This is a genomic window from Sporosarcina sp. FSL K6-5500, from assembly GCF_038005665.1.
Classification (GTDB): Bacteria; Bacillota; Bacilli; order Bacillales_A; family Planococcaceae; genus Sporosarcina; species Sporosarcina psychrophila.
Window position 1 is genome coordinate 954,554 of record NZ_JBBOTP010000001.1, and the last position, 23,325, is coordinate 977,878.

Consider the following 23,325-nt stretch of genomic DNA (forward strand, 5'->3'; position numbering starts at 1 on the left):
CGGACGAAACCTACACCTTCCGACCATTCCATCACAAGCTCCAATGATGGCTGTTTTAGTGTGTTTCTCGGGCTTGATGAACATTCCAATGCTTGTTGCATAGACGAATGATTACACGATCGATGTAATAGTCAATTATCTTGAAGCATGTCCAATGGATCGGACTCACTTTTCGGTAACTGCTTTACGACTTTTCTTTGTCTGGGTGTCCTTTCCTCTTCTTCGGACTGGTTATAGTTAGAAAGGAAGCCCTTGTCTAATTTCAAGACATACACAACTTGTGATGGAAAGTTCGCTCCTTCTGTTCCATCTGGTAGTTTACGTTTTCTTGTATTTTTCCCAGAATCATTATCAAGGATACCTTTATCTTTAAGTGAACGAAGTACCACTGAACTATCTGTAAAACCAGCAGACGCTAACCATTCCTCAAGTTTCGGCTTTAATATAGCTACCTCTGTGTATCCTGGTTTCTCTCTAATAGAGCCATAACACTGATGAGCAGGACGTTCTAGCATTCTACCTTCAAAAAAAGATTGGTACTGAATGATTTGCGGTATAATCGCTGCAATGGCACGTTGCCCAATATCTCGGTTTTCCACTTTATCTTGTTCATGTTTGACAATGAAGTCACGGATTGCGTCTACGTCAACTTGGAAAGAAAATAATTCGTTCATGAGCGTTGCGGTTAATACTATCACAGCAAATTTACCAGCTAATCGATTGGTAAGTTGATCTTGCACTACCATGACCTCTACTAGTTCTTGTTGTTTTTCCTTTAAACGCTCGAATAGGTCTGCATTATCTTGCTTCAAAAGATGGGATGCAAACATGGGTCCAGCTTGACCGTAGTTTTGTTCAAAACCTTCTTTGATGGAATCGGCATGCTCGGCTGAATCCGTCCACTGTTCATTCCCAATTTCCGGAAGACGTACTTGCAAGCCCGAATTTTGATTGGACTTTGCGTGCAAAGAATGTTCTGCATTTGAAGTAAATCCACCGGACCATGTGCCTTTTTCTCGAAGTTCGATGTCAGCATTCAACCGACTCTTTTCCTCGCCACCCGCTAATTGATAGATCATTTTACTGAAATCCTTCATGCCATTCATCGATGCTTCATCTAAGCCGATTGGAATACCATGAATTCCTTTTAATTGGTTGATTAAAGCATTCGCTGTACTATTCCAGGTCAATACCAATCCACCGTCTGTAGTCGTTGGTCTTCCGAAAGCAGATGTAGCTACACGAGTTGCCGTTGTTTTTCCAGTAGAGGAGTCACCAAAAATATGCACAACAAGCGTATCCATACTTGTAAATTGTGAAAAGTATGCATTTAACGTAGCACTAAATCCAAGCACCAATGCAAATTCAAGTGCTTGGTGCTTCAAAATGTGCTTCTCCACAATCGTTTGCCATGCTTCAAATGTTCCTTTGGGTTGGATGTTAAAGTGACCATTATAAGTTGACTGAACTCCTGATGGGCAACGAATGTCGTGGTGTTTAAAAATGAGCTGATCTTCGTATTTTCCCCAGCCGAGACCCTTATGTGAATAAGACAACGGGGCATCTTCTTTTTCTTGTTTATCCAAGAAATACAATACTTTATTCACCTTGCCTTCAGTAGCGTCTACACCGTACTCCATTAACTTTGTGAATTCTTTTTTTTGGAGCTGACCACGTGAGATTGGTCGCTCTCTTCGTATTTTTTTATACCAATATTCCAATGTAAGTTGGACATTTCCAGTTTCAATGGATATACAGCAATCTTTAATACGTGACAATTCACCAATATAATATTTTTGCTCCTTAGATGGGTCTTGAGGATCTTTCTTAAACTCATACAACTCACCATTTTCCGCTAGGTGATTACCATAACGTTTACTCATGATTTGTGTTCCATCTCCTTTAAAGGGGTACCGTCTCCAGTACCCTATCTTCATTCCACTTGTTATTTCATTTTGATGCTTACGAACGGACCGGAAGTACTAATTCCATATTCAGCTTCGTAAAAGGTAATCGTTGTTTTATTTGTATAGTCCAAGTTGTAACGCTCAATGCACTCTTCCACTAAAGGCGTTGAATAAATAACCGCTTTATTACCCGATGCTTTCAAATGATATTTGCCCATGATGGAATTCAACGTTTCCGCAATTATCATTTTGTCATCCGACAAAGCAATTTGGACGCTACCCGGGTGATCAAGATGCCTATTGATTTTATGGCTAAGCGTTATACGCTTTCCACTTTTCTCAGTAGCAACAATGGAGATTGCTCCAGCTCCACCACGAGTTTTTTGCTGATTAGCAGTAACTTTGGGTGATTTGAAGCCAGTTAAATCAAGTGACTTTAACTCTTCAATGGGCGGTTGTTCCACTATCGGGGCAGATTTCAAAGCCTTTTCCAGTGATGGCACTGTTTCACTCTCTGCTTCAGTAATGCCTGAGGATGCTTCCGTTTCAGCCGCTTGCTCTGGCATCGACGGTTTCCCCGTTGCTGACATTGCTTCGGCGTTTGCTTCAATGATGTCTGGGGATGCTTCCGTTTCAACTGCTTGCTCTGGCATCGACGGTTTTCCAGTTGGTGACATTGTTTCAGCGTTTGCTTCAGTGATGTCTGAGGATGCTTCCGTTTCAGCCGCTTGCTCTGGCATCGACGGTTTCCCCGTTGCTGACATTGCTTCGGCGTTTGCTTCAATGATGTCTGGGGATGCTTCCGTTCCACTTGCTGACTCTGGCACCGACATCACCTCTTCTTTATCCTTATTCACGTCTGGAGTAAGTAGTTTTTTATTAATGTTTTTTCTAGTCGAATTTTTCCTTTTAATCATCTTGAAAACCCACTTCCATTTTTTATTTGATAGTCTAAATCAATCTTTTTTAAAAGACATCATTCTGTCTTCAAAAAAATCAATACGTTAGATTTCATCTATTGTAATTTCTAGCTCATAGTCTTTAGCACCCATCAATGTCAGATAGGCATCTAAACCACGGCTAAGATCTAATACTTCAGATTGGATTATTTCATTTAATGAGTAGTATAAATCCATATCATGGAACTTGAGATCAAACTCAATCGTATCCTCAGACAATTGATATTCCGTCAAGTACCAATTGTCCAGGCACCCATTAAAATGATGCGTTAATTCCGTTGCGTCAAAACGATTGTTTCGAGGGTACTTTGGAATTTTAACTTTCGCCCTGCTCACCCCCAACCAATACTCGCCACCTGCTTCGTATTCAAAAGCGACATGACTTCCGAATTTGATGCATGTATTTTCAAGTATTACTGTGTCTACTTTTGTATTAAGTAAGAACTCTTGCACTAAGTTCGTTAAATAACTTGGTCCAGTAGAACTTTCCGGTACTTGAATTGTTTCCTGCTCATCTTTGTTAAATAGAGCTTCTATTAACGCGCTTGTAGACATTTGTAGTTCCCCCTTTAATAATTTTGTAGATTCTATCAGTCATTGGTTTCTAAAACCACATTTCGTTCCGGTCTACATCCTTAATATTATTACAATTACTATCTCGAAAAAACGCACAGCTTCGGTATTAAAACACCAAAACTGTGCGCAAACATGCGTTCCAACCTATATAATTTGATTAACTTCGAATTATTTTCTCTCCCTGAATATGTTTGGGTGTAGTTTTCAGCCTCTTACTTAATTCCGAAAGCTCTTTGTTTACATGACCGGTTATTCTAATTCACTATTTTCCTCTTCAATTAGTTGCCTTGTTACTTGACTTACAAACTCCATCTGCTTCATCACTTCTCTGACATAAGTTTCAGCATGAGCGACCCTTCTCTCATTTTTAGCACGCGATAATATGTACTCCAGGTCTTCTTGAATTCGGTCCTCTAATTCAAAAAAGTTATATCTAAAAATCAGCTTACTTATGTCTCCATCACTATAATAAAGGGCTGGTATCTTATAGTCGTCATGGTTTTTAAGTTCTTTAAAATCTCGGCTAATATTTACCATCAAAGTCTTCTCTAAATCATTTTTCATTTCTATTAAATCTTCAACAAACGCTGTTATTTGCTTCCTATTCAAGTCTAGACCTAACGCAAATTCAATATGACGCACTCCCAGTAACCATCTTTTTTCCTCAATTAATGGAATCCTGTACGATTTTCTTCCATTAGGTTTATATAATTCTTTATCAATATTATATTTGTCACATATGTCTCTAAAATTCTTTGACACTTTACGTTCAGCTGTTATTTTACTGAGATCCGGGAAAACCTTTCTAGAGAATTCGGTTAAACTAACAAAATCAGTAGCTTCTATGTCTTTGATCTCCATATATTTCACCCCTTAAATACATATTTATTATCCTTCTGCTACAACAAATGATCCCTACACCTATGATAGATGCAGGGATTATATTTTACAATTTATACTTTTTGAAGTGTTCCTCAAGTGCTTCGTTTATAAAGTTGCTAGTTGGGATTCCATAAGTCTCCTTTAACTCTTTCAGCTTGCTATGATTCACTTTACTCAGGTAGGTCGTAACCCGATTATGCACATCCTCAAATTTCACTCGCTTCCTGCTTTGTTGCAGCTCTGCTAGTGGCTGCACTGCCTGTTCCTCTGTTTCTTGTTCAGATGTCCCCGCTTCGTCCAGTGTAGGATTCTGCATCAGCACTCCTTCCTGCTGGGCTTCCTTTCTTTCTTGTCTCTCTTTGTTTTGACGAATCATTTTCCCAAGTTTGGATTCCACTTTCTGCTGTCCATCGAGTAGTAGGGTTTCTCTAGTCATAATTAATTCGCTCCTTCAATTTAATTTGCAGACGTGTACATCTACGTTTACGTACACATCTACTTATGAATTTGTTAAGGAGCCTTTTTCATTTTAAGTGATTTCGAGCCTATCTGGATTTTCTTCTCTCTATCATGTCTCTTGTCCACCGAAAACCTTGTTACAGGCGTTTCCCGAGCGATTCTTGTGCTTTCTGACCATTCCATCACATTTTCGAACGCAACCTGATTTTCGGGATTTCTCACGTTCCCAGGCAATCCATTGCCTTCTTCAGAGATTAGTAATCTTCCGGGAAAAGCATCATCTGCCCTTCCTCTCCCATGTCCATGCACCAAACTGTTCTATTGATAGGCTTGGTATCTTGTAATGGCAGGATTCGGAAGGACTTCATGGGTGGTACTTCCTGGCGATGGATGATTACCTGCTTGTCATTGCTTTCCGTAAGTTCAAACACTTGCTGGTAATCTAGCTCAACATTCAAATGCTTTTTCGTGTCAATCAATCGCCATAGGATCACCATGATTTCTGGATGTAATTCTTCTGCAATGGCACTGGAAACGTAACGTCTGTCAGTGTGTTCAAACATTTGTTTTCCTCCTTTGATGGTCTGTTTTACAATAAATCAAGCGCATCCTGCTTATCTTGTCGTGACGTTTGAATGTACATTGATGAAGTCATGTCCACTGAATGATGCCCTAAAATTTTGCTGACTGTAACAATTGGAACGCCTCTTTTCAACAATAGAGTGGCACAAGTCCTGCGGAATAGATGAGGATGCAATTTGATGCCAATGTCTTCTGAAATGAGTGCCAACCACCTCCGAACAGCGTCCCGGTGCATCTTCTGGCTGCGTTGAGACACAAATAGGTAATCACTGTCCTGGTATTTGGTTTCTTGTCGTTCACCTTGTCGGTACAGCTGCATTAAATCGATGAGATCGCGTCGCAAGCTAATCTCCCGGACCTTGCCCCCTTTTCCCCTAATCATCAATGTTTGTCTCAGAAGATCCATGTCGTTCAATTTAATGCCCACCAATTCGGACACACGAACAGCTGTATAGAGTAGAAAATAAACAATGAGGCGGTTACGGATGCTTACTTTCGATTCATCCTGAATGTAAAATAGTACTCTCTCTACCTCTTTATCATTCAAGGCTTGAACCATTCGTTCACTCCCTGAAGCAATTTGCACACGATCTCGTTTCAATTGAATGAACGTCTCCTTCACATGATTATGACTAAACAGGAAGTCATTGTAGACTTTCAAACTGTTAATCTTTTTATTAATCGTGGATGGCTTAAAGTTGCCATCGAGTAAAGCTTGTTTGTAGCGGACAAATGAAAAGCGGGAAAGTGGTTCGGATTCATTGGATGCCTTCACTTCTAGATACAGCTGGAATTGCTTCACGTCATTTCCATATGATTCGACAGTCTTCGGACTCTTTCCATCTTCCATTAACCATCGGCAAAATGATTCGTGTAGATTCATAGATGATTCTCCTTTCAAAAAAATAGAAGCCAAGATGAATGATTTCATCACGACTTCCACTGTATTTTATGTTCAGTTTGATGTCCTCCGATTATGTTCTCTGGTCAATTCCATTAAAATGATGAAGCCTTATCAAATGGATGAATAGGAGGCTCATTAAGTCCACCGCAATGGTGATTGCTGTTCAACAAAATAATTGATGACTGCCGTTGCAGCTGCGATTAGAACTGCCTGTAATAATTGAATCCACATTTGTTAATCTCCTCCTTTCAAAGCTAATAAAATGAGTGACTGACGACAGTTATATAATAATGGCGTCAGTTGTTGCTTATTAAAAATGATACGATTCCTTTAACGACAACAATCCTGCTGGTATGAATTGAACGTAGAAAGAAATGTCGCTAGTTTTCAATCGAATTGACGTAGTTATGTCGTGAGTATCATTGGATAAGTGGAAGCACATTTCGGAGAATCAGCTCACCATTTTTCGTGATTACTTGTAAACACCAATCCAGTCGGTTAGGAAAGAAGGCAACTGCGCCGACCCATTCAGTATTCGTTTCATCCTCTGCAACCATAATTTCATAGAGTAGCGTTTCAGGAACCACCTCGATTAGTTCACTCGGAACAAAGAAACTTTCAACCTCTGACAATCCTAACTCGGTTGCTTCTACACTGACATCATTAGAAGACAGCTCCACATTGAAGCGCACTTTTAGCGTATCCAAGAACCATTCCATTTCTCTCGTTAGCTCCATCAGATATACCCCTTATCCTTGAGGGAAACATAGCGACCATCTCCGACTATCAAATGATCGATCAACTCAATCCCTATGATTCTCCCTGCTTCTGCTAATCTTTTGGTGACGTCAATGTCTTCTGGTGATTCAACCGGATTTCCGGATGGATGATTATGACAAATTAGAATAGAGGCGGAATTTGACAAAATAGCTATTTTCATCACTTCCCTAGGGTGAACGATACTCGCATTCAAACTACCAATGTGACACACATTGATCGCTGTCGGCTGATTCTTCACGTCCAAGCACATCACGACAAGATACTCACGATCCAACTCCCCAAGGAACTGTTTAAACAAGTTGTAACCATCTTCTGGACTTCGAATCGCACGATCCTTGTACAACAAACTCGTTTCTTTTACTAATCGCAACGACACAATATCCACTCGTTTAGCAGGCATTCGTTTCTCCTCTTCCTTCACCATCAACAAATCCAATTGTTGTGCTTGTGGTTTGTACATATTCATACTAATCTCCTCCTGAAATTAAAATAAGCCCTACCTCCGTTTATGGAAGTAAGGCATTTCTATTTGTATTCAGGAATATAATATATGAATGAAAGTGAAGTAGAAACGGAATGGAAGTAGCCTGGTCACTAAATTAACTATTTCTTTACAACTCAGATCATTATAATGCAATACTATTACATTCTTCACAGTTTCATGATTCCCGTTTAGTCGGTTTAAAATAGGCTATAGTAGAAGTATAGAATGGAAGGCAAAAGAAAAAGCCCCTTGACCCATAAAGGATCAAAGGACTATATTCTTGGTGTCATTCAGCATTATCAGACTAGTGTCCGAGTCGTGTGTGAATAGTACCGAGTGTTAAAGTTTACAACTCAATTATCTGAGTTGTTTTAGAACCTGGTATTCGAACTTATACTAATAAAGCATCTAATGCAGCTTGTTTTGCTACTACATCTAGGTCTGCATTTGTTTTAGCAGTCGTTGCTGTTACTACAGCAGCATCTGCATTTGTTTTAGCAGTCGTTGCTGTTACTACAGCAGCATCTGCTGTAACTTTAGCAGCATCTGCAGCTGTTTTAGCTGTAGCTGTTGTTGTTACTAGATCTTGTGCAGCTTCTAATGATGCTACAAGTACAGGATCTGCCAAAGTAGCTGCAGCCGCGTTATATGCAGCTAGTTCTGCAGTATTACTAGCAGGATCTGCTGCATTTAAAGCATTATAAGTAGTTACTAGAGCTTGTTTATCTGCATCACCTGCAATAAGTGCAGTAAGGGCACCTGTTGCATTTGTTGCCGCTGTTGCTGCATTAGTTGCAGTAGTTGCTGCCGTTGCTGCTTCAGCTGTTGTATCAGTTACTGCTGTTGCTGCCGCTGTTGCTGCATTAGTTGCTGTTGCTAAGTCACTAGCTGTTGTTGCTGCTAGAGCTTTTGCACCGGCTAAATCTTGGCGCGCAACACTTACAGCTGCTGCTAATGCATTATTTTCAGCCATGTTCACATGAACAGTAGTATCACGCTCGATTTTTGAACCATCATGCGAGATAAGGTTTTTATTAATTGTAATTACGTTAGAAACAGTTGCACCAATGTTCAATGTTCCATCCGGTAATGTAATTGTAACAGTTTCCAAACCTTTAGCTGCTACAACTTTATCAGAAACTGAAATGCTTGTTCCAGTTGGAAGTGTTACACCATTTAGTGTATAGTTCGCTGGGTTAGTAGCATCGCTGTTTCCAGAGAATTGCACACCTTCAGAGAATGTGATTTCGACTGTATCAAGCGCTTTTGGAGCAGCAATTGTGTCATTGCCTTTACCTTCAACTTTGTGTTTACCAGCATCAGCTCCAGTTGCATATACCTCCACGAAGAATGGAGTATTTCCAGCAGCTGATTTATCAAGAGTAATGTTGTATGTTGCTGAAGCAGCAGTGTTACCTACATCATCAGAAATCGCACGAACAACAACTGTCCACTCAGTGCTTCCACCCTCGTCTACAACTGTTTGAGGTGTTACAGTAGTACCACCAACAGTCCAGTTGACCGCGAATTTAGAATCTAAGCCTTTACCAGCATCGACATAATCACCGACATTACCGTTGATTGTAACAGTTTTTCCATCTTTATCTTTCCCAAGGAATTGAACTGTAGTTTTAGCTAGAACACCTTGACCTTGAGCAATCGTATCTCCAGCGTTATCGCGTGAAAGGTTTGCTCCTGCTGCCGGTAATACTGTTCCATTAACTAACTTAACTGGTTCGCTCATTGTTACGTGCAATTCGTTTGAAGTTCCAACACGAACAGCACCCGCAATTACTGGGCTTGTTGTATCAGGTGTATTTAATACTGAACCTGCAGTATTAAGGTTTAACTGAAGTTCGTCATTTTGTAAGCCGTTTGCAATATTCGTAAATGTTTCTTTAGCAATCAATAGACGGTATTCATAGTTATAGTAGTTTTTGTTTGTAGCAGTAGTATCATGAATTTCAGTCCAGTCTTTTGTTAACTCGATGATAAATTCAGTAGAGCTTACTTGAGTAACCTTTAGGTCTGTAGCTTTAGCAACTTTACCTTTGCTTGCAACTAGACTCTCAGCATCTACATAGTTACCAGTTGTAGCATCTTTCACTTGCAGTTTAACTTTGTCAGATGTAGTGATGAAAGCTTGTACCTGAGCTTCAGTTGCAGTAACTGCTTTATCGAATTTCAAACGGAATTGCTCCGGTGATTCAACTGTTACAGTTGCAGTTGGTTTTGCTGAATCAGCTGCAATGTTAAAGTTTAAGTTTTGTGTTGAACCAATATTGTTTGGATCTGTTTTAAATGCAAAGTCTTTTGTTGATGATGCTTGAACAGCGTGTGCTCCTGCGCCAAAGAAACCAGACAGTTTCTTGTCGCCAGATTCCCAATAGTGTGCTGTCAACGTAATTGTAGCTAGATCACGGTTATCAGCAAGTGTTGCTGGGTTGAACTCACCAAATTCATACGTAAATGCTTGGTCTTTATTTGCTAATGCAGCAGTAGCTGGTGCTGCATCGATAGCTACTGAACCTTTACGAACGCCTTTGAACTGACCATCAATTTGGAAAGTACTTTCATCAATTGCTTCAGAGAATTTCACTTTTAAAGTGTTTAGCCCTTCTGCATTTACTGAAGTTGCTTCTGGTTTACGTGCGTCTGTTACTGTGAAGTTTGAAGACGAATTTGTTTCCTTTTTCAGTGAGTTTACAGTAATAACATCAATTTTCACATCAGCATTATCTTTAAGTGAAGTAGTTTTGTCTAAAATCACTTCAATTGCTTTAGAATTTCCTGCAACTGGTTTGAAACCTTTGATGTTAAATGGTAGTGAACCTTGAGTGATTTTAACGTTATTGTTGTTAATTAGTTTATGGCTAATTAAAGATGCGTTAACGTTTTCTAGGTCTTTAGCAACTTTATCACCTGCTACACCACTTTGAGTATAAAGCAATTCACCTTTAGAGTTAGTTGCAACAAAGTGCTTCAACGAGATTTCTTTGTCGAAGAATAGTGTAACACGGTCTGCTTGGTTTGCTTCCGCTGATACAAGTGTTACTGTTTCAACGTTTTCAGTTGTAGTTGTTTTAAATGGAAGTAGAAGTGAACCTACAACATGGTTGATCAAGTCTTTGTGATCTCCAGATGCTTCAATAATTTGTGCATCAATTTTTGCAGAGATATTAACATTAGAGAACTCAGAAGTTATAAGTACTGTAGCAACTCCGTCTTGAACTGTAACACGTTTAGAAGCTAATGTTCCGTAAGTAGTGTTTAAGTCTAAAACAACGTTATCAGCCGTTTTATCAACTTCTCCAGTTACTTTGTCAACTAATTTAAATGTAACTTCAGTGTTGTCAGAACCATCAGCTAGTAGACTAGCATCAAGTGTAGAGATTTGAAGTTCCCAAAGATCTGTTACTGCTGGTGAAGTAAATGATTTCGAACCGAAATCTTTCGTTTCACCGTTAACAACGATATTCTTTGCAGTCACTGTATATGTTTGGTCATAAGCAAGACCTGAAACAGATAGGATAACCGTTTTCTTGTCTGCATCAAGTGAAGCAGAAGTTACGTTTGCACCTTCAATTGCGAAGTTAGCAGAAGTAACAGAGTCAACTTCTTGGCTAAGAACAACTTTAACAGTTGTTTTGTTAATCGCCTGAACTTAACCACTTTCTACCGTTTTATTAATTTCACGTAATTCCTTGACCTACATGGAATTGTGACAGGCAACACTTCAGATGTTTAGGAAAGGTATATGGAAAGCTAATACTAATTTTAGAGAGTACAGTAGAAAGCAATATAAAATAGGTAAAACAAAAATATACCGCAAGCCCGCTCCACCCGAATCAATTTCCCGACACAAATCGATGGGGCACATGGAAAGCCCGTCAAACCCGTCAAAAAGAGGGGGGACACAGAACAAAGAAAAAAACGAACAAAAAAAACAAGTTCCTTCTATTATAAAGGTAGCATTTAGAGAAGAGAGTAATAACATTTGTTTCGATAACAGACTATACCGAAACAATGTTATTGTAATAAAGATATATACCTCTCATTGCTGAAAGATGCACATTCATGATTGATTACTATTCAATTCTCTAATAATACGTTTCACTACTACTGGATCTAATGATACTGATAGTCATAATTTATTATAGTCTACAACTTTTTCACAGCTAGACGCATCTTCCCAAAACTACGGGTTTGACGGGAAACCCTTTCGTACCAAGGGTTTGCGGCGGGATTTCACTATGGGACTAACGGGGAAATTAAAAAGAAATGAGCACGATTAGGACCATGCTCATTCCATTTCTATTTTAAGTAACAGCCTGTTGTAATTGCTCTTCGTAACCATATCTTTGAAAGAATTCTGCCAATGCCGTTTCAATGATTGCACGCTGTGTAACGTTGAACTCTTTGCTATAATCGCTTAGTAATACATCGACTGTCGAAGCCATTCCTACTGTTTTACTTACTTTTGAGCCTTTGAATGTGTAGGTTGGTAACTTTCCATTATCAGTGGAATGAAGTAGATCAATTAGCTTCTGCTGATGCTGGAGAAGGTAGTGGAGAAGTGCTTCTTGACCCATTGCACCTATGGGTAACGTCGATGTTGTTTCTCTTACGTTAGTTGCTACCGCTACAGGCCTACTCAATTCATCATATCGATAGTTATTCAACTCATTGTCCCATACATAGCCCTGCGATTTCATGTAAGCACCCATGTCAACAACCGTTTCAAACCCTTGCTTAGAAGTAGTTTGACGAATGTTTGGGTGCTTTACATCTAACATCCGAACAATTTGTGCAGCCCTCGTGTTTTGTACGCTGGCTTGTTCAATCGCTTTGGTCGGCTCATCTTCTTGCTTGATGATGTAAGTTTGCTCCTGTTTGCCCCATGAGAAGCCTCTTCTACGCATATACATATCAACCGCTTGCCAACCTTGCTCATAGTGTGCCGCAATGTCTTCTCGTGTTTGACCTTCTTCAAGCATGGCTAAAACCTGCTGTACTTTTTCATCTTGCATTGTATCTTCAATCATGGTGATTCCTCCAATTATCTATAAGAATTTAATGGTATTGACTGCTTCCTCTAAATCACTTTGATCGGCATGAAGATAGACGGAAGTTGTTCTGATATTCGCATGACCTAGTAATCGCTGAATCACCGCTACATGCGTGTCCGTTTTCACTAATTGACTCGCAAAGGAATGGCGTAATATATGACTCGTTACATCTTTCTTCATGCCGATATTCTTACAAGTCTCCTTCAGTACACGATTCACGTACTGCTGACTAACTGCCCCCGTTTTCTTTAACGCAAAGAAATTGACTGAAGATGTGTTTGGTCGAACATCTGCGAGGTAACGTTTCATCGCTAAAACAAGTTCATCATTCATCGGCACATCGCGATTTTTTCCACCTTTCCCCTCAATGACATGTACCACTTTCTTTTTCAAATCAACGTTAGTCAGTGTTAGATGGACACATTCACTAATGCGTAAGCCTGTATTCGACATGAGGATGACTACATACTTAACGGTTGGATGGTCAATATTTTCAACGATCCGATGCATCTCTTCTTTCGTTAAAAATATACGTTCTGCTTGTTGTACTTTGACACGCTCGATATCATTGGCTGGATTGATTGGGACCCACTTCTTCTTAACGGCATAGTTGAAAAAGCTCGAAACACTATTGATTTTGCGATTAACTGTAGCCGTTTTACATTGCCGATCTTGGAATGTTTTCTGGAAGGCTTCCAGTTGCTCTGTTGAGATGTCATCTACGAACACTGGTCCATTCGCTTCTTTCCCAAGGAATCCCTGTAGTTGTTTCAAATCGACTGAGTAGCCACGAACTGTCTCGTTACTCATCTGTTTTGCTTTCAGTGCCTCGATAAATGCTATCGTAGCTTGAGATAGCGTTAGATCCTGTATAATTTGTTTTGTCATTAAAATTCCCTCCAAACAATTAATTGGGGTAGGACAAGTACTTACTTGTCCTGCCATTACTATAGTAATAATATATGTTTATTTGGGATTTGTTTGCGGTGAATCCACTTGTTTGATACCTTTCCTAATTTATTGAAGCCATGGTTTCAAGTCACTTACAGGGATTAAAAATTCATAGGTAGCAACTTTCTCCCCTTGGACTATTGCACGTTTTGTCGTTCGATCCGATTCGGTCACAAAGTAACTTTTCTTCTTTAGTTCAGTTAGTAGTGTCGATTCATTCGAGATATTTTGTTTCTGGACTAATGTAGAAAAAGCTGACTTCAAATAGTTCACACGGTAGTAACCACCTGTTTTTGGAGATGTAATCAACCCTTTGACAACCGGTGAGTAGGACATTTGATTATTAAAATGGAATTGGGTAACAGAAGCACAAACATCTTGAACTACGGTTTGATAAAATGCTTCTGCACTGTCACGGTCAGCCAGTAGACGCTCTTCATTTTGTAAAATGAATTCCGCTACATCATCTAGATGGAATGGTACGTTGATGGCTGTGCCTAACATATCCAATCCAGCCATGATGATGGCATACTTTTCTCCAACACGATCCATTTCTTTACTAGCTGGCATCTTCTGCTGAAAGAATGTTATCCACTTCTGAACGTTCTTATCAATTCTAGACCAGTCTTCAGCTAAGTAATTCGCATATTCGATACCTGCGTGACCATAGTTATTTTTCACCACTTTTTTTAGCTTATTAGCATGTGCAGCATCTTTGGTCCATGCATCAATCGCAAATTCAAATATACGAACTTGCAACCCCAAGTTACGATTCGTCTGATCCAGAATAGCGTGCTCTCCAGTCATGATAATTGTTGTACTCCACACCGATCGTTCCTGAAATTGCGACTGTTCATTCAGTCTCGCTTTTTCACGACTCTCTGCGAATAAATACAGTAGCTTGGTTAAATCAGAAGAGGTTGCTAGTGAAAGCTCGTCTAGTAAAAACGGTACACCATAATTCCCACCCAGCATACGTGGGATTGCATTTTCGGTACCACTGAAGGATTGGAATAGTGTTTTGGGTCCTTTGATTGGTGGACCAAACAGGGAAATGGCTAACTGTGCAGCCGTTGTTTTACCTGTTGTGGATGAACCTACAAGCTGTAGCATTAGTGAATCTATGTCTTGACGAGTTTGAAAGTAATAGCCAACGATTGGGGCAGACGCAGCTACTGCCAGCATGAATTCTAATTGCGACTCACCTAAAACTTCTGCTACGATTGTTTCAAGCCACTTATCATAGCTACCGCCCACCGAAACATCCGCAACTGAATTTTCTTTATTCCACACTAGACCCGTTACATTTTTACTAATGGCTTCAGACAAGGCAATCATCAATTCGCCGTTTGAATTTTTGATAACGCCTACTTCCTGATACTGCTCTTGAAGCGGAACAGTGCTTTGTTGCTTTATCAGGTATTCTAGGACACTTGCTAAGTTTGGATTGGATATTGGAAAACCTTTTGAAGCTAATACGCTACCTAATTTCAAAAGGCTTTCCATTGGAAGCTTTTCCGTTACATACTGACCATCTACATTAAATTTCAAGCTCATTTCCACATTATTGTTGTGGATGTTTCGAAAACGTTGCTCGATAAAAATTGGTGGACAAAGCACTTTCTTCAGTGTTTCACCAGATTTTAGTTCCTTGTATGCAATCAATTCTTCCTGTGTAAGCTCGAACTCTTCATACGTTAATATTTCGCCCTGGTTCAAGGTTTCTTCTATTGTTTCTTTCTTTGCTATTGGTGCTTGTTGTTGATTCATGCTTACACTCCTTCCATACGTTCCCGGCACAGAAAGCATATCGGAAATGTAGGATTAGTTGATGGTCATAGCTATAATATATATTTAATTCCCTATTTACCCTATAAACGGTCGTTCTTATTCAGTAATGATTGCGATGACTTGATCGTTCCACTTCTTATACGAAACATTCAATAAATGGTGGGTACTTTGATTCGTGAAGTCAAAAGCAAATTCTTTTGTGATGGCGTTCACTAGCTCACTGCTATAAAGACAGTCGCCTTTCTTCAATGGAATACCCTCACGATCGTTGCTTTGGAGTAGGATGACTTGCTTATTATTTACAGTAACATTTAGCAAATCACTGTCTTGAATACCTAACTTCTGAGCTACAGATTTATGGACTTTGACACGTTTGCCATTTGAATGATTCACTATCGCTAGCACAGAGTTTGCTTGTCGTGCAACGCCAGAAGAATTTCCCGACACGAAGTCTGCTGATGACAACAGGTCTGCCAGTGCTGCGCCTACTTCTTCAATCTCTGCTTGCAGGGCGGCTTCGGTGCAGGTTGTGAGTTGGGTTCCTGTTGCGGTTTCGACAGCTGCACTGCTTGTCTCTGCGGTTGCCAGTGCTGCGTTTACTTCTTCGATGTCTGCTTGCAAGGCGGCTTCTGCCCCTGCGTCGTCAGCCTTGAGCTGGTTTTCTGTTGTCGCTTCGTGTTCAGTGTTGGCTACATGGTCAGTTGCCAGTGCTGCGCCCACTTCTTCGATGTCTGCTTGCAAGACGGCTTCTGCTTCTGCAGTTTCCAGCACTAGTGCTTTTTCGAGTCCAGTATGGGTTGCATGGTCAGTTGCTGTTGCTTGCTGTTCGCTTGCCACAACTTCTGCCTGTTTGTTTTCATTTGCTTTTACAGTAGTTTTCTTGTTGTTTTTCATCTAAACCATCCTTTATATTTTTATTGGTATAATTTTCTAAAAACGTCGCAACCATTGATTATTAATCCTCGTCTTCATCTAATCCTAAATCTTCATAAAATCGATCTGATTCTTCATCTATTAGGTTCAAATCCTCATCAATTTCTAAATCTTTCTCTGTTAGGTCTAAATCCTCGTCAAGAATTTTCTCTTCATCAGATGGTTCGACTGCTTTTCTTCTTGGGTTACGGCTGGGTGGATCATAAGTAAGGTCAAGGAAATCCTCCATTTCGTCCTCAACGCTTCGAATGTTTTGTTGCGTCGCACGTTTTGCTTGTTGTTCTTTTCGCAAAGTTTGTTGTAGCAACTCTTCATAATGGTCATCTAATGGCATCGCATCAATGATATTCATGTAAGTTACATTGTTTCTTTCATTGAATCGTAACTTACCGAGAAAACCATGGTCGATTAAATCCTCCAGATTAAAGTCCTGATCATCGTCTGGTAAAATACTATAAATTATTTTATCTTCGATATAATCGGGCGCTATATCTTCAAAAACTAGCGTTGTAAAAGTTGCCCCCGTCTCAATATGTTGTAGATCAAACTGGATTGTATTAGTACCTCTTGAGGTAGTTGAACCCTCTTTGCAACCCGACACACGCAGTGGGAGAAAAACATGCTCCAGAATACCTGTTCTATTCTTACGTTTACGTGTTTTGGCTTGTGCGGTAGCATCATTCTTCCGCCGAGCCGGTCTGTACGACCCCTCAGCATTCGTTTGTCGTGCTGACATGAGCCTCTCGCTATTGCTCATACGTCGGTTTGTATTGTATGGTTCCTCATTATCGGTATTATTTGGTCGTCTATTCGGGTTAAATTTCGTCATGTTATTCTCTCCATTTCGATGTTCCACACTAAGTGCTGAGCATACATATTATATTTGATAGTCGTAAATCAATTTCTTATTGAAAACCATCATCTTGTCTTCAAAAAAGATTAGTATGTCCACCAGTTGATAAAAGTCCTTTATGATGATGGGACAGCGCAATGTAAAGTCAATACAAATTCCATTTAGCTGTATCCCTTCGAATACTTGCTCGTAAACACCAAATTCACGACAACAGTAGTTGTATACTGTTGAAAGTTCAAGCAGTTCCTCACAGATAGCTGCATGGGCAGTGATTGTGAAGCGATCCATTCGGAACGGGAACTTTGGAACCTGTTGGAGTAGTTCGCAAAACTGCTCAATGATCGAGCGAATTTGAAACGACTCTTTATACATAGAGATGACCTACTTTCATTTCGATGTTCCGCACTAATGTACAGAGCATATATTTTATTATTTTTATTTACTGGTAGTAATTTCTAGTAACTGATTGATTCAGTTCTTTCCATACTGTACTCCACTACGATATACTGCTTAGGAGCTTAACTTTTCCATATCTCATAAGAGCGGCAACTCTTATGAGATCTTTTTGTTCAATGAACAATGTAACAACCGATTGAATGTAGTCCCCCGTATCATAGTAACGCACCTCCCTTCAATCCAATTATGAATTGGTGTTAAAAGAAACACCTTTTCTACAAGGTCATCATAAATACTTCGAATAGTTTTGCTCTTGCTAGCTAAACACATCTCAAAAAATATAGTCGTAAATTTCACCGTCTACAAATGGTACAATTATTGAATTTTGAATAGTAAATTTATCAAAAAGATAACCTAACTTATACTGGAAATCTGTAATTAACTCTTTGATTGTTTCAAAATTGAAAGCTGAAACCACCGACAGATTCACTAAGTACTCCCCATAGTCATGGTCTTCTTCTATCGAGATAAATCTGTAGTTACCATTATCTCGTTGTAATTCTTCAATAATTTGATCCTTGGAAACAAATTTCATCGGTACACTCCAAATTAGCTCTTGAACATCTAATACATCAATCTCTTTTATCAACATCTTAATACCTTCTTTCTAATTTTTTTGGTTCATTGTGTGAAATGTAGCAACTGCCACATTCCACTTGCATCTCCTATTGTAGTTTCTTTTTTCTGATTTGTGCCTGCGCAAATCAAACTGATTTTCACTGTTTTTCACAGGCACACTGTAAACAGTTATACTTTTTTGGAATTAAATTACTTAATGTCATTTAATCAGCAAATGGCTTTTCACGCCTAGATGGGTTGTATGGGTGATTGACTCATCTTGTTTGACCTTCAACATTTCTTTCACCTTCTTTCGTATAAACTTCTTAGCAATTCCACTTGCTTCTCTTATTGTAGTTTCTTATTTCTGATTTGTGCCTGCGCAAATCAAACTGATTTTCACTGTTTTTCACAGGTACTGAACATAAAAAAACGAGTGGAAGATACCACTCGTTTGTTTCGCTGTACTTATTCGATTATCTTAATATATTTCTCACTATCACCTTTGATGTTTTTCATCATTGTATCTATATACATCTCTGCACGTATTGTTACGTCATCGGGTTTAGAAAATTTATATATCCGACTTAATACTTGGTCAATTTCTTTATTGACCTCCTCCATATAATTCATTTTCAACCGTGCAACAATTCGATCACTATGCTGCAGAAATGAATAATAGATTTCATTGAACAGCATATACACATTTGTAAAATCACCATATGGGAGTTGCTGATATTCTTGACGAATTAATTTTTCTTCATCATCCAATTTCCTTTGGTCATACGATTTTTCACTGTCATACCATTTCCCTATGTCATCCGATTCCTCTTTGTCACCTAGTTTTGCTTTGTTATCCAATTTTCCTTTACCCAAGTATGCATCCAGTTTCTTTTTGAATTCAATTATTTCCAAAACGAATTCATCTATTTTTTGCTTTTCCCTCTTGGAACTACCTTCCTCTATGTACTCGCTGAATTTATCATAATTCTTCACTATAAATACCCAGATATCAAATGCTGGTTTGGAAAATGAATACTCTTTTGCACCAATTGCCCGATACTGTGTCTCATCAATCCATGGTATTGCCAACAAGCTCCTTATAATTCCAGAAGTTTTACGAACCTGGTATTCTGGCTTTTTTTCAGGGAAAGCCGCTTTGCCAACATTAGTTAAATTATACTTCACAGTGCTCTACCTACTTTCAAAGAATATCTCTTGTAAATCACACTATCAAAAGTATAACAGCTCCAAAGTAATTAGGATAAATAAAACCTTACCTATATAAGTCAGCCTAGCCAGTTTGACAATGCTGACTGCTACGAGGTAAGCCTATCTACAAGCATTGAAAGCTGCTGGCACTATTTCCAATATTTCTGCGTTCCTTGATGAACTGGTAACTGCACATCAAAAAAAAGAACAGTTAGCCCATCAGCCGACTGTTCTTACTATTATTTACGGCTATGAAGTTCTCCATATTGATGTAGAATGAAGCGTTCCTTCCTATTATAATAGTTCCACTGCTAATTGCTTTTCTTCTTTTGAAGTCTGAATGTAGTATTTGGCGGTCATGTTGACATTGGCATGTCCAGCAAGCTTTGACACAGTCGTCAGCTCCACTCCTTTTCGAAGAAGGGCTGTGCAAAACGTGTGTCGTAGCATGTGTGGGTGCATGTGGAAGCCGAGTTGCTTGCCGACTGCTTCTAGCCATCTCCGAACGCTGTCCCTGTGCATCTTTGGTGCTCTCTGGCTGAGCAAAAGGGAAGGGCTGTCGTTGTGTTTGTGGTTGGCACGCTCACCCTTTTGGTAAGTTTGAAGGTGCTCCAGCACGTCCTGTCTGAGTGGCACTTCTCGCAGCTTTCCTTTGCCCGTCACCGTCAAAACAGCCCCTATTTGATCGATGTCTGCCCGTTTGATACCTACAAGTTCACTGACTCGGACGCCTGTGTACAGAAGCAGGTAGCCTATCAATCTATTTCGCTGTGATTCCTTTTCGAGATGGAACAGAAACTGCTGAACCTGTTGTTCTGTCAGCACGCTCACTTCATCCTCTGAACCGCTTGCCACTGTGACTTTATCCTTCTTCAACTTAATGTACACCGCTTCAACAAACCCTTTGCCAAACAACCAGTCATTGTACACTTTTAGGCTATTCACCTTTTTATTGATTGTTGCCACCGACAATTCTAGCACCTGTAGATGCTCTTTGTACTGCACAAACAAGAAGCGTGTCAGCAATGTTTCCAGATCTACATCCTTATCAGTTAGATATTTTTGAAACAGACGTACATCCGTTGTGTAGCTTTCAATCGTTTTAGCAGCTTTACCTTCTTCCACTAGCCACTCTGTGAATTGTGCAAGTATTGTTCTCGGCATTTCTGTCTCCTCCTAAAAAAAGCAATAGCTTGGATGCCATTGCTCAACATTTCACCAAACGACTAAACCAGTTCTACACAGGCGACATGGTTTACCTTTCACTAATCTACAATTGCACATGATAGCCATAATTATCTCTCCTCCATGATTTCTTTTGCTACTGCCGTTACAACCGCTACCGCAACTGCCGCTATTACCTGTGGCCACATATTCAATTCCTCCAATCTTTCCAAGCTCACGCCAGTTATATAATAATGAATTCAGTTTCATCCTATCTTTTTTAGATAGAATGCTTGAGACTTATCAAGTTCTCCCAATCAGGACTTTTATTAATTAGAAATGTCGTGAGATTTTCAGCATCTATCTTTAGTAATGTCGTGAGTATCATTGGAGAAGTGGAAGTAAATTTCGATAAATGAGCTGCCCATTTTTCGTGACAATTTGCAGATGCCATTCAGGTGAATCTTCATGAAAAACGATTCCACCAACCCATTCATTATTTTCATCATCATCTGTAACCATGATTTCACAAAGTAATGTTGGAGGTAAATCATCTAGGAGTCTATCGGGAATGTAAAAATGTTCTACTTCCTCTATCCCTAGTTCAACTGCTTCAATTGCGATCACATCAGCTGTCACAACTAATCCAAACCTCTGCTGTAATGTCGTCAGGAACCATTCCATTTCTCTCGTTAGCTCTTCCATCAGAAATACCCCTTATCCTTGAGGGAAACATAGCGACCATCGCCGATGATGAGATGATCGATCAACTCGATGCCCATAATTCTGCCTGCCTCTGCTAATCGGTTAGTGACGTCTATGTCCTCTTGACTTGGTTCTGGCTGTCCCGAAGGATGATTGTGACAAATTAAAATAGAAGCCGCATTGGAAAGAATTCCAGCTTTCATGACCTCCCTTGGGTGAACGATACTAGCATTCAAACTACCAATGTGACAGACATTGATGGCTGTCGGCTGATTCTTCACATCCAAACACATGACGACAAGATACTCCCTGTCCAACTCACCTAGAAACTGCTTGAACAAATTGTAACCATCTTCTGGACTACGAATCGCACGATCCTTGTACAACAGACTCGTTTCCTTCACCAACCGCAACGACACTATATCCACCCGTTTAGCCGGGACACACTTCTCCTCTTCCTTCACCATCAACAATTCCAATTGTTGTACTTGTGGTTTGTATATATTCATACTAATCTCCTCCTGAAATTAAAATAAGCCTTACCTCCGTTGATGGAAGTAAGGCATTTCTATTCGTATTCAGGAATATAATATATGAATAAAAGAGCAGTAGATACGGAATGGAAGTAGCCTTGACAATAAATTAACTATTTCATTACGAACCAGAACATTATAATGCAATACTATTACATTCTTCACAGTTTCATGATTCCCGTTTAGTCGGTTTTAAATAGGCTATAGTAGAAATAGAGAATGGAAAGTAAAAGAAAAAGCCCCTTGACCCATTAAAGGATCAAAGGACTATATTCTTTGGTGTCATACTCAGCCCTCAGAATTGTGTCTGAGTTGTGTGAGTGACTGGCACCGGATGTTAAAGAGGACCTTTTCTGTTTGTACCAAGTTAAGACAGGACTTTTCAATCTTTGGAATGAAATTTATCCACATAGGAATCGCTTAATTTTGCAAACCTACTGTCACACTATTCGCACCCGGCAACTGTTTTTCTAATTCAACATCATCACCGGATGCAGTAACCGTATATTTAGTTCCGATTGCTGAATTTGCAGTTAAAGCATTCGCTATTTTCGTAGCAATCTGAGCTTTTGTATCTGTAGTTGCAATTCCGGATACTGTTACATCTGTGTTACCTAGTCCTGTGTCATCACTAATTCTGACAATGATCGAACCGTTTGATGTAGCTACATTCGTGACAGTAAACTTATCTTTATCCTTTATCCCTAGTACTGCAGCAACACCAGTAGTACGACTTCCCATAGATAGTACAGGAGATACTGGATTTAGCGTTACAGATATTGTTACATCACCTGTATTGTTTCTTTGTGTGATTGAAATCTCATCGGCATTAAAAGTTCCTGCTCCAATTATATATTTAGCATTGATTGTAGCTTTATTCGATAAAGCATCTTTGATAACGACACCGTCTGGACTAGAACTTGAATTTGAATTCTGACCAGTTATCGTAACGGGAATGTCTTCGTCTATCCCATCTCCGTCATTAAAACTTAATGTTGCAGATCCTGCCAGACTCGTTCCATGAGGTACTGTGACGACTTTAACTGCCGCTGTTCCTGGTGATCCAATACTACCTGTCGTAACATTTGAAGATGCTGATAATGTCACTCCCGTAGCAAAAATTGCGCTATTCCCGTCTTATACTACACAATCACTCATGTAGCTTTCGAACGAGCCTTCACCATGCAGGCGGCTTTCACCGCACACGGCGATCCGTCAGCGATGTCCTTACCAATAGGTAAAAAATAGCCGGTCACAAGTTTTCACCTGAACCGGCTACCGTTTCTATTGCACTTATTTTAGGGAAATAAGTTTCTATAAGACCTACCACTGACTGGGTTCCTTCGCTCCTGCTAGTTTTATCCTTCTCGTATGTTACCATACAAGTCCAAACGGCTAGCGATCGACACTACTATGAACCCGCAGCCATCTTTTCGGCTTCACTGGTTCTATCCAACCTCTTCCGAAAAGACTTCAAACGTTCCATCTTGTCTATCCCTACTTTTGATGACCTTAGGCTTCCACTATCCAGGTGTGAGAACGATCCGTTTAACAGCCTAAATTATAC

The 23,325-nt window shown here is 39.7% G+C and carries 22 protein-coding genes; all 22 read right to left on the reverse strand.

Annotated features, from left to right (window positions below; translation table 11 throughout):
* Nucleotides 1-131 precede the first annotated feature (131 nt).
* The 22 genes from MKX62_RS04130 to MKX62_RS04235 all read right to left on the reverse strand — a co-directional run bounded on the left by MKX62_RS04130 (nucleotide 132) and on the right by MKX62_RS04235 (nucleotide 22,865).
* Nucleotides 132-1,883 (reverse strand): DUF927 domain-containing protein, encoded by a 1,752-nt coding sequence (locus MKX62_RS04130; RefSeq protein ID WP_340740832.1) that lies wholly within the window; start codon nucleotides 1,881-1,883, stop codon nucleotides 132-134.
* A 62-nt stretch (nucleotides 1,884-1,945) separates the two neighbouring features.
* Entirely contained in the window at nucleotides 1,946-2,824 is an 879-nt protein-coding gene (locus MKX62_RS04135) for a hypothetical protein (protein WP_340740833.1), read from the reverse strand.
* An 87-nt stretch (nucleotides 2,825-2,911) separates the two neighbouring features.
* Nucleotides 2,912-3,421, reverse strand: a complete 510-nt coding sequence (locus tag MKX62_RS04140) for a hypothetical protein (RefSeq protein ID WP_340740834.1) — start codon at nucleotides 3,419-3,421, stop codon at nucleotides 2,912-2,914.
* 270 nt (nucleotides 3,422-3,691) lie between these two features.
* Nucleotides 3,692-4,303 carry a hypothetical protein gene (locus MKX62_RS04145; RefSeq protein WP_340740835.1) on the reverse strand — a complete coding sequence of 204 codons (612 nt, stop codon included), beginning with the start codon at nucleotides 4,301-4,303 and terminating at the stop codon, nucleotides 3,692-3,694.
* 85 nt (nucleotides 4,304-4,388) lie between these two features.
* Nucleotides 4,389-4,760 carry a ribbon-helix-helix domain-containing protein gene (locus MKX62_RS04150; protein ID WP_340740836.1) on the reverse strand — a complete coding sequence of 124 codons (372 nt, stop codon included), beginning with the start codon at nucleotides 4,758-4,760 and terminating at the stop codon, nucleotides 4,389-4,391.
* 277 nt (nucleotides 4,761-5,037) lie between these two features.
* Nucleotides 5,038-5,346 carry a DUF960 family protein gene (locus MKX62_RS04155; RefSeq protein ID WP_340740837.1) on the reverse strand — a complete coding sequence of 103 codons (309 nt, stop codon included), beginning with the start codon at nucleotides 5,344-5,346 and terminating at the stop codon, nucleotides 5,038-5,040.
* A gap of 26 nt (nucleotides 5,347-5,372) precedes the next feature.
* Entirely contained in the window at nucleotides 5,373-6,248 is an 876-nt protein-coding gene (locus tag MKX62_RS04160) for a tyrosine-type recombinase/integrase (protein ID WP_340740838.1), read from the reverse strand.
* A 440-nt stretch (nucleotides 6,249-6,688) separates the two neighbouring features.
* Entirely contained in the window at nucleotides 6,689-7,006 is a 318-nt protein-coding gene (locus tag MKX62_RS04165) for a hypothetical protein (RefSeq protein WP_340740839.1), read from the reverse strand.
* Entirely contained in the window at nucleotides 7,006-7,515 is a 510-nt protein-coding gene (locus MKX62_RS04170) for a JAB domain-containing protein (RefSeq protein ID WP_340740840.1), read from the reverse strand. Before MKX62_RS04170 ends, MKX62_RS04165 begins: the two co-directional genes overlap by 1 nt.
* Before the next feature lie 409 nt (nucleotides 7,516-7,924).
* Nucleotides 7,925-11,023, reverse strand: a complete 3,099-nt coding sequence (locus MKX62_RS04175; protein WP_340740841.1) for a hypothetical protein — start codon at nucleotides 11,021-11,023, stop codon at nucleotides 7,925-7,927.
* Between the two features lie 829 nt (nucleotides 11,024-11,852).
* Nucleotides 11,853-12,578, reverse strand: coding sequence for a hypothetical protein (locus tag MKX62_RS04180; protein ID WP_340740842.1), 726 nt, complete (start codon nucleotides 12,576-12,578; stop codon nucleotides 11,853-11,855).
* A gap of 18 nt (nucleotides 12,579-12,596) precedes the next feature.
* Entirely contained in the window at nucleotides 12,597-13,490 is an 894-nt protein-coding gene (locus tag MKX62_RS04185; RefSeq protein WP_340740843.1) for a tyrosine-type recombinase/integrase, read from the reverse strand.
* 129 nt (nucleotides 13,491-13,619) lie between these two features.
* Nucleotides 13,620-15,323: a DUF927 domain-containing protein gene (locus MKX62_RS04190; RefSeq protein WP_340740844.1), complete on the reverse strand. Its 1,704-nt coding sequence runs from the start codon at nucleotides 15,321-15,323 to the stop codon at nucleotides 13,620-13,622.
* Nucleotides 15,324-15,440: 117 nt separating this feature from the next.
* Nucleotides 15,441-16,238, reverse strand: a complete 798-nt coding sequence (locus MKX62_RS04195; protein WP_340740845.1) for a hypothetical protein — start codon at nucleotides 16,236-16,238, stop codon at nucleotides 15,441-15,443.
* 61 nt (nucleotides 16,239-16,299) lie between these two features.
* A complete protein-coding gene (locus tag MKX62_RS04200) occupies nucleotides 16,300-17,106 on the reverse strand; it encodes a hypothetical protein (protein ID WP_340740846.1) in 807 nt (268 codons plus the stop codon).
* 48 nt (nucleotides 17,107-17,154) lie between these two features.
* A complete protein-coding gene (locus tag MKX62_RS04205; protein WP_340740847.1) occupies nucleotides 17,155-17,502 on the reverse strand; it encodes a hypothetical protein in 348 nt (115 codons plus the stop codon).
* 355 nt (nucleotides 17,503-17,857) lie between these two features.
* Nucleotides 17,858-18,178 carry a hypothetical protein gene (locus MKX62_RS04210; RefSeq protein WP_340740848.1) on the reverse strand — a complete coding sequence of 107 codons (321 nt, stop codon included), beginning with the start codon at nucleotides 18,176-18,178 and terminating at the stop codon, nucleotides 17,858-17,860.
* Between the two features lie 434 nt (nucleotides 18,179-18,612).
* On the reverse strand, nucleotides 18,613-19,332 hold the full coding sequence (locus MKX62_RS04215; protein WP_340740849.1) for a hypothetical protein: 720 nt from the start codon (nucleotides 19,330-19,332) through the stop codon (nucleotides 18,613-18,615).
* Nucleotides 19,333-19,650: 318 nt separating this feature from the next.
* Entirely contained in the window at nucleotides 19,651-20,520 is an 870-nt protein-coding gene (locus MKX62_RS04220) for a tyrosine-type recombinase/integrase (RefSeq protein WP_340740850.1), read from the reverse strand.
* Between the two features lie 384 nt (nucleotides 20,521-20,904).
* Nucleotides 20,905-21,225, reverse strand: coding sequence for a hypothetical protein (locus MKX62_RS04225; RefSeq protein WP_340740851.1), 321 nt, complete (start codon nucleotides 21,223-21,225; stop codon nucleotides 20,905-20,907).
* Nucleotides 21,225-21,734, reverse strand: coding sequence for a JAB domain-containing protein (locus MKX62_RS04230; protein WP_340740852.1), 510 nt, complete (start codon nucleotides 21,732-21,734; stop codon nucleotides 21,225-21,227). Before MKX62_RS04230 ends, MKX62_RS04225 begins: the two co-directional genes overlap by 1 nt.
* Nucleotides 21,735-22,178: 444 nt before the next feature.
* Nucleotides 22,179-22,865, reverse strand: coding sequence for a hypothetical protein (locus MKX62_RS04235; protein ID WP_340740853.1), 687 nt, complete (start codon nucleotides 22,863-22,865; stop codon nucleotides 22,179-22,181).
* Nucleotides 22,866-23,325: the final 460 nt, after the last annotated feature.

Excerpts from the sequence above, each read along its gene's own strand:
- MKX62_RS04130 (WP_340740832.1), bottom strand. The coding sequence starts at position 1,883 with ATGAGTAAACGTTATGGTAATCACCTAGCGGAAAATGGTGAGTTGTAT.
- MKX62_RS04135 (WP_340740833.1), bottom strand. The coding sequence starts at position 2,824 with ATGATTAAAAGGAAAAATTCGACTAGAAAAAACATTAATAAAAAACTA.
- MKX62_RS04140 (WP_340740834.1), bottom strand. The coding sequence starts at position 3,421 with ATGTCTACAAGCGCGTTAATAGAAGCTCTATTTAACAAAGATGAGCAG.
- MKX62_RS04145 (WP_340740835.1), bottom strand. The coding sequence starts at position 4,303 with ATGGAGATCAAAGACATAGAAGCTACTGATTTTGTTAGTTTAACCGAA.
- MKX62_RS04150 (WP_340740836.1), bottom strand. The coding sequence starts at position 4,760 with ATGACTAGAGAAACCCTACTACTCGATGGACAGCAGAAAGTGGAATCC.
- MKX62_RS04155 (WP_340740837.1), bottom strand. The coding sequence starts at position 5,346 with ATGTTTGAACACACTGACAGACGTTACGTTTCCAGTGCCATTGCAGAA.
- MKX62_RS04160 (WP_340740838.1), bottom strand. The coding sequence starts at position 6,248 with ATGAATCTACACGAATCATTTTGCCGATGGTTAATGGAAGATGGAAAG.
- MKX62_RS04165 (WP_340740839.1), bottom strand. The coding sequence starts at position 7,006 with ATGGAGCTAACGAGAGAAATGGAATGGTTCTTGGATACGCTAAAAGTG.
- MKX62_RS04170 (WP_340740840.1), bottom strand. The coding sequence starts at position 7,515 with ATGAATATGTACAAACCACAAGCACAACAATTGGATTTGTTGATGGTG.
- MKX62_RS04180 (WP_340740842.1), bottom strand. The coding sequence starts at position 12,578 with ATGATTGAAGATACAATGCAAGATGAAAAAGTACAGCAGGTTTTAGCC.
- MKX62_RS04185 (WP_340740843.1), bottom strand. The coding sequence starts at position 13,490 with ATGACAAAACAAATTATACAGGATCTAACGCTATCTCAAGCTACGATA.
- MKX62_RS04190 (WP_340740844.1), bottom strand. The coding sequence starts at position 15,323 with ATGAATCAACAACAAGCACCAATAGCAAAGAAAGAAACAATAGAAGAA.
- MKX62_RS04195 (WP_340740845.1), bottom strand. The coding sequence starts at position 16,238 with ATGAAAAACAACAAGAAAACTACTGTAAAAGCAAATGAAAACAAACAG.
- MKX62_RS04200 (WP_340740846.1), bottom strand. The coding sequence starts at position 17,106 with ATGACGAAATTTAACCCGAATAGACGACCAAATAATACCGATAATGAG.
- MKX62_RS04205 (WP_340740847.1), bottom strand. The coding sequence starts at position 17,502 with ATGTATAAAGAGTCGTTTCAAATTCGCTCGATCATTGAGCAGTTTTGC.
- MKX62_RS04210 (WP_340740848.1), bottom strand. The coding sequence starts at position 18,178 with ATGTTGATAAAAGAGATTGATGTATTAGATGTTCAAGAGCTAATTTGG.
- MKX62_RS04220 (WP_340740850.1), bottom strand. The coding sequence starts at position 20,520 with ATGCCGAGAACAATACTTGCACAATTCACAGAGTGGCTAGTGGAAGAA.
- MKX62_RS04225 (WP_340740851.1), bottom strand. The coding sequence starts at position 21,225 with ATGGAAGAGCTAACGAGAGAAATGGAATGGTTCCTGACGACATTACAG.
- MKX62_RS04230 (WP_340740852.1), bottom strand. The coding sequence starts at position 21,734 with ATGAATATATACAAACCACAAGTACAACAATTGGAATTGTTGATGGTG.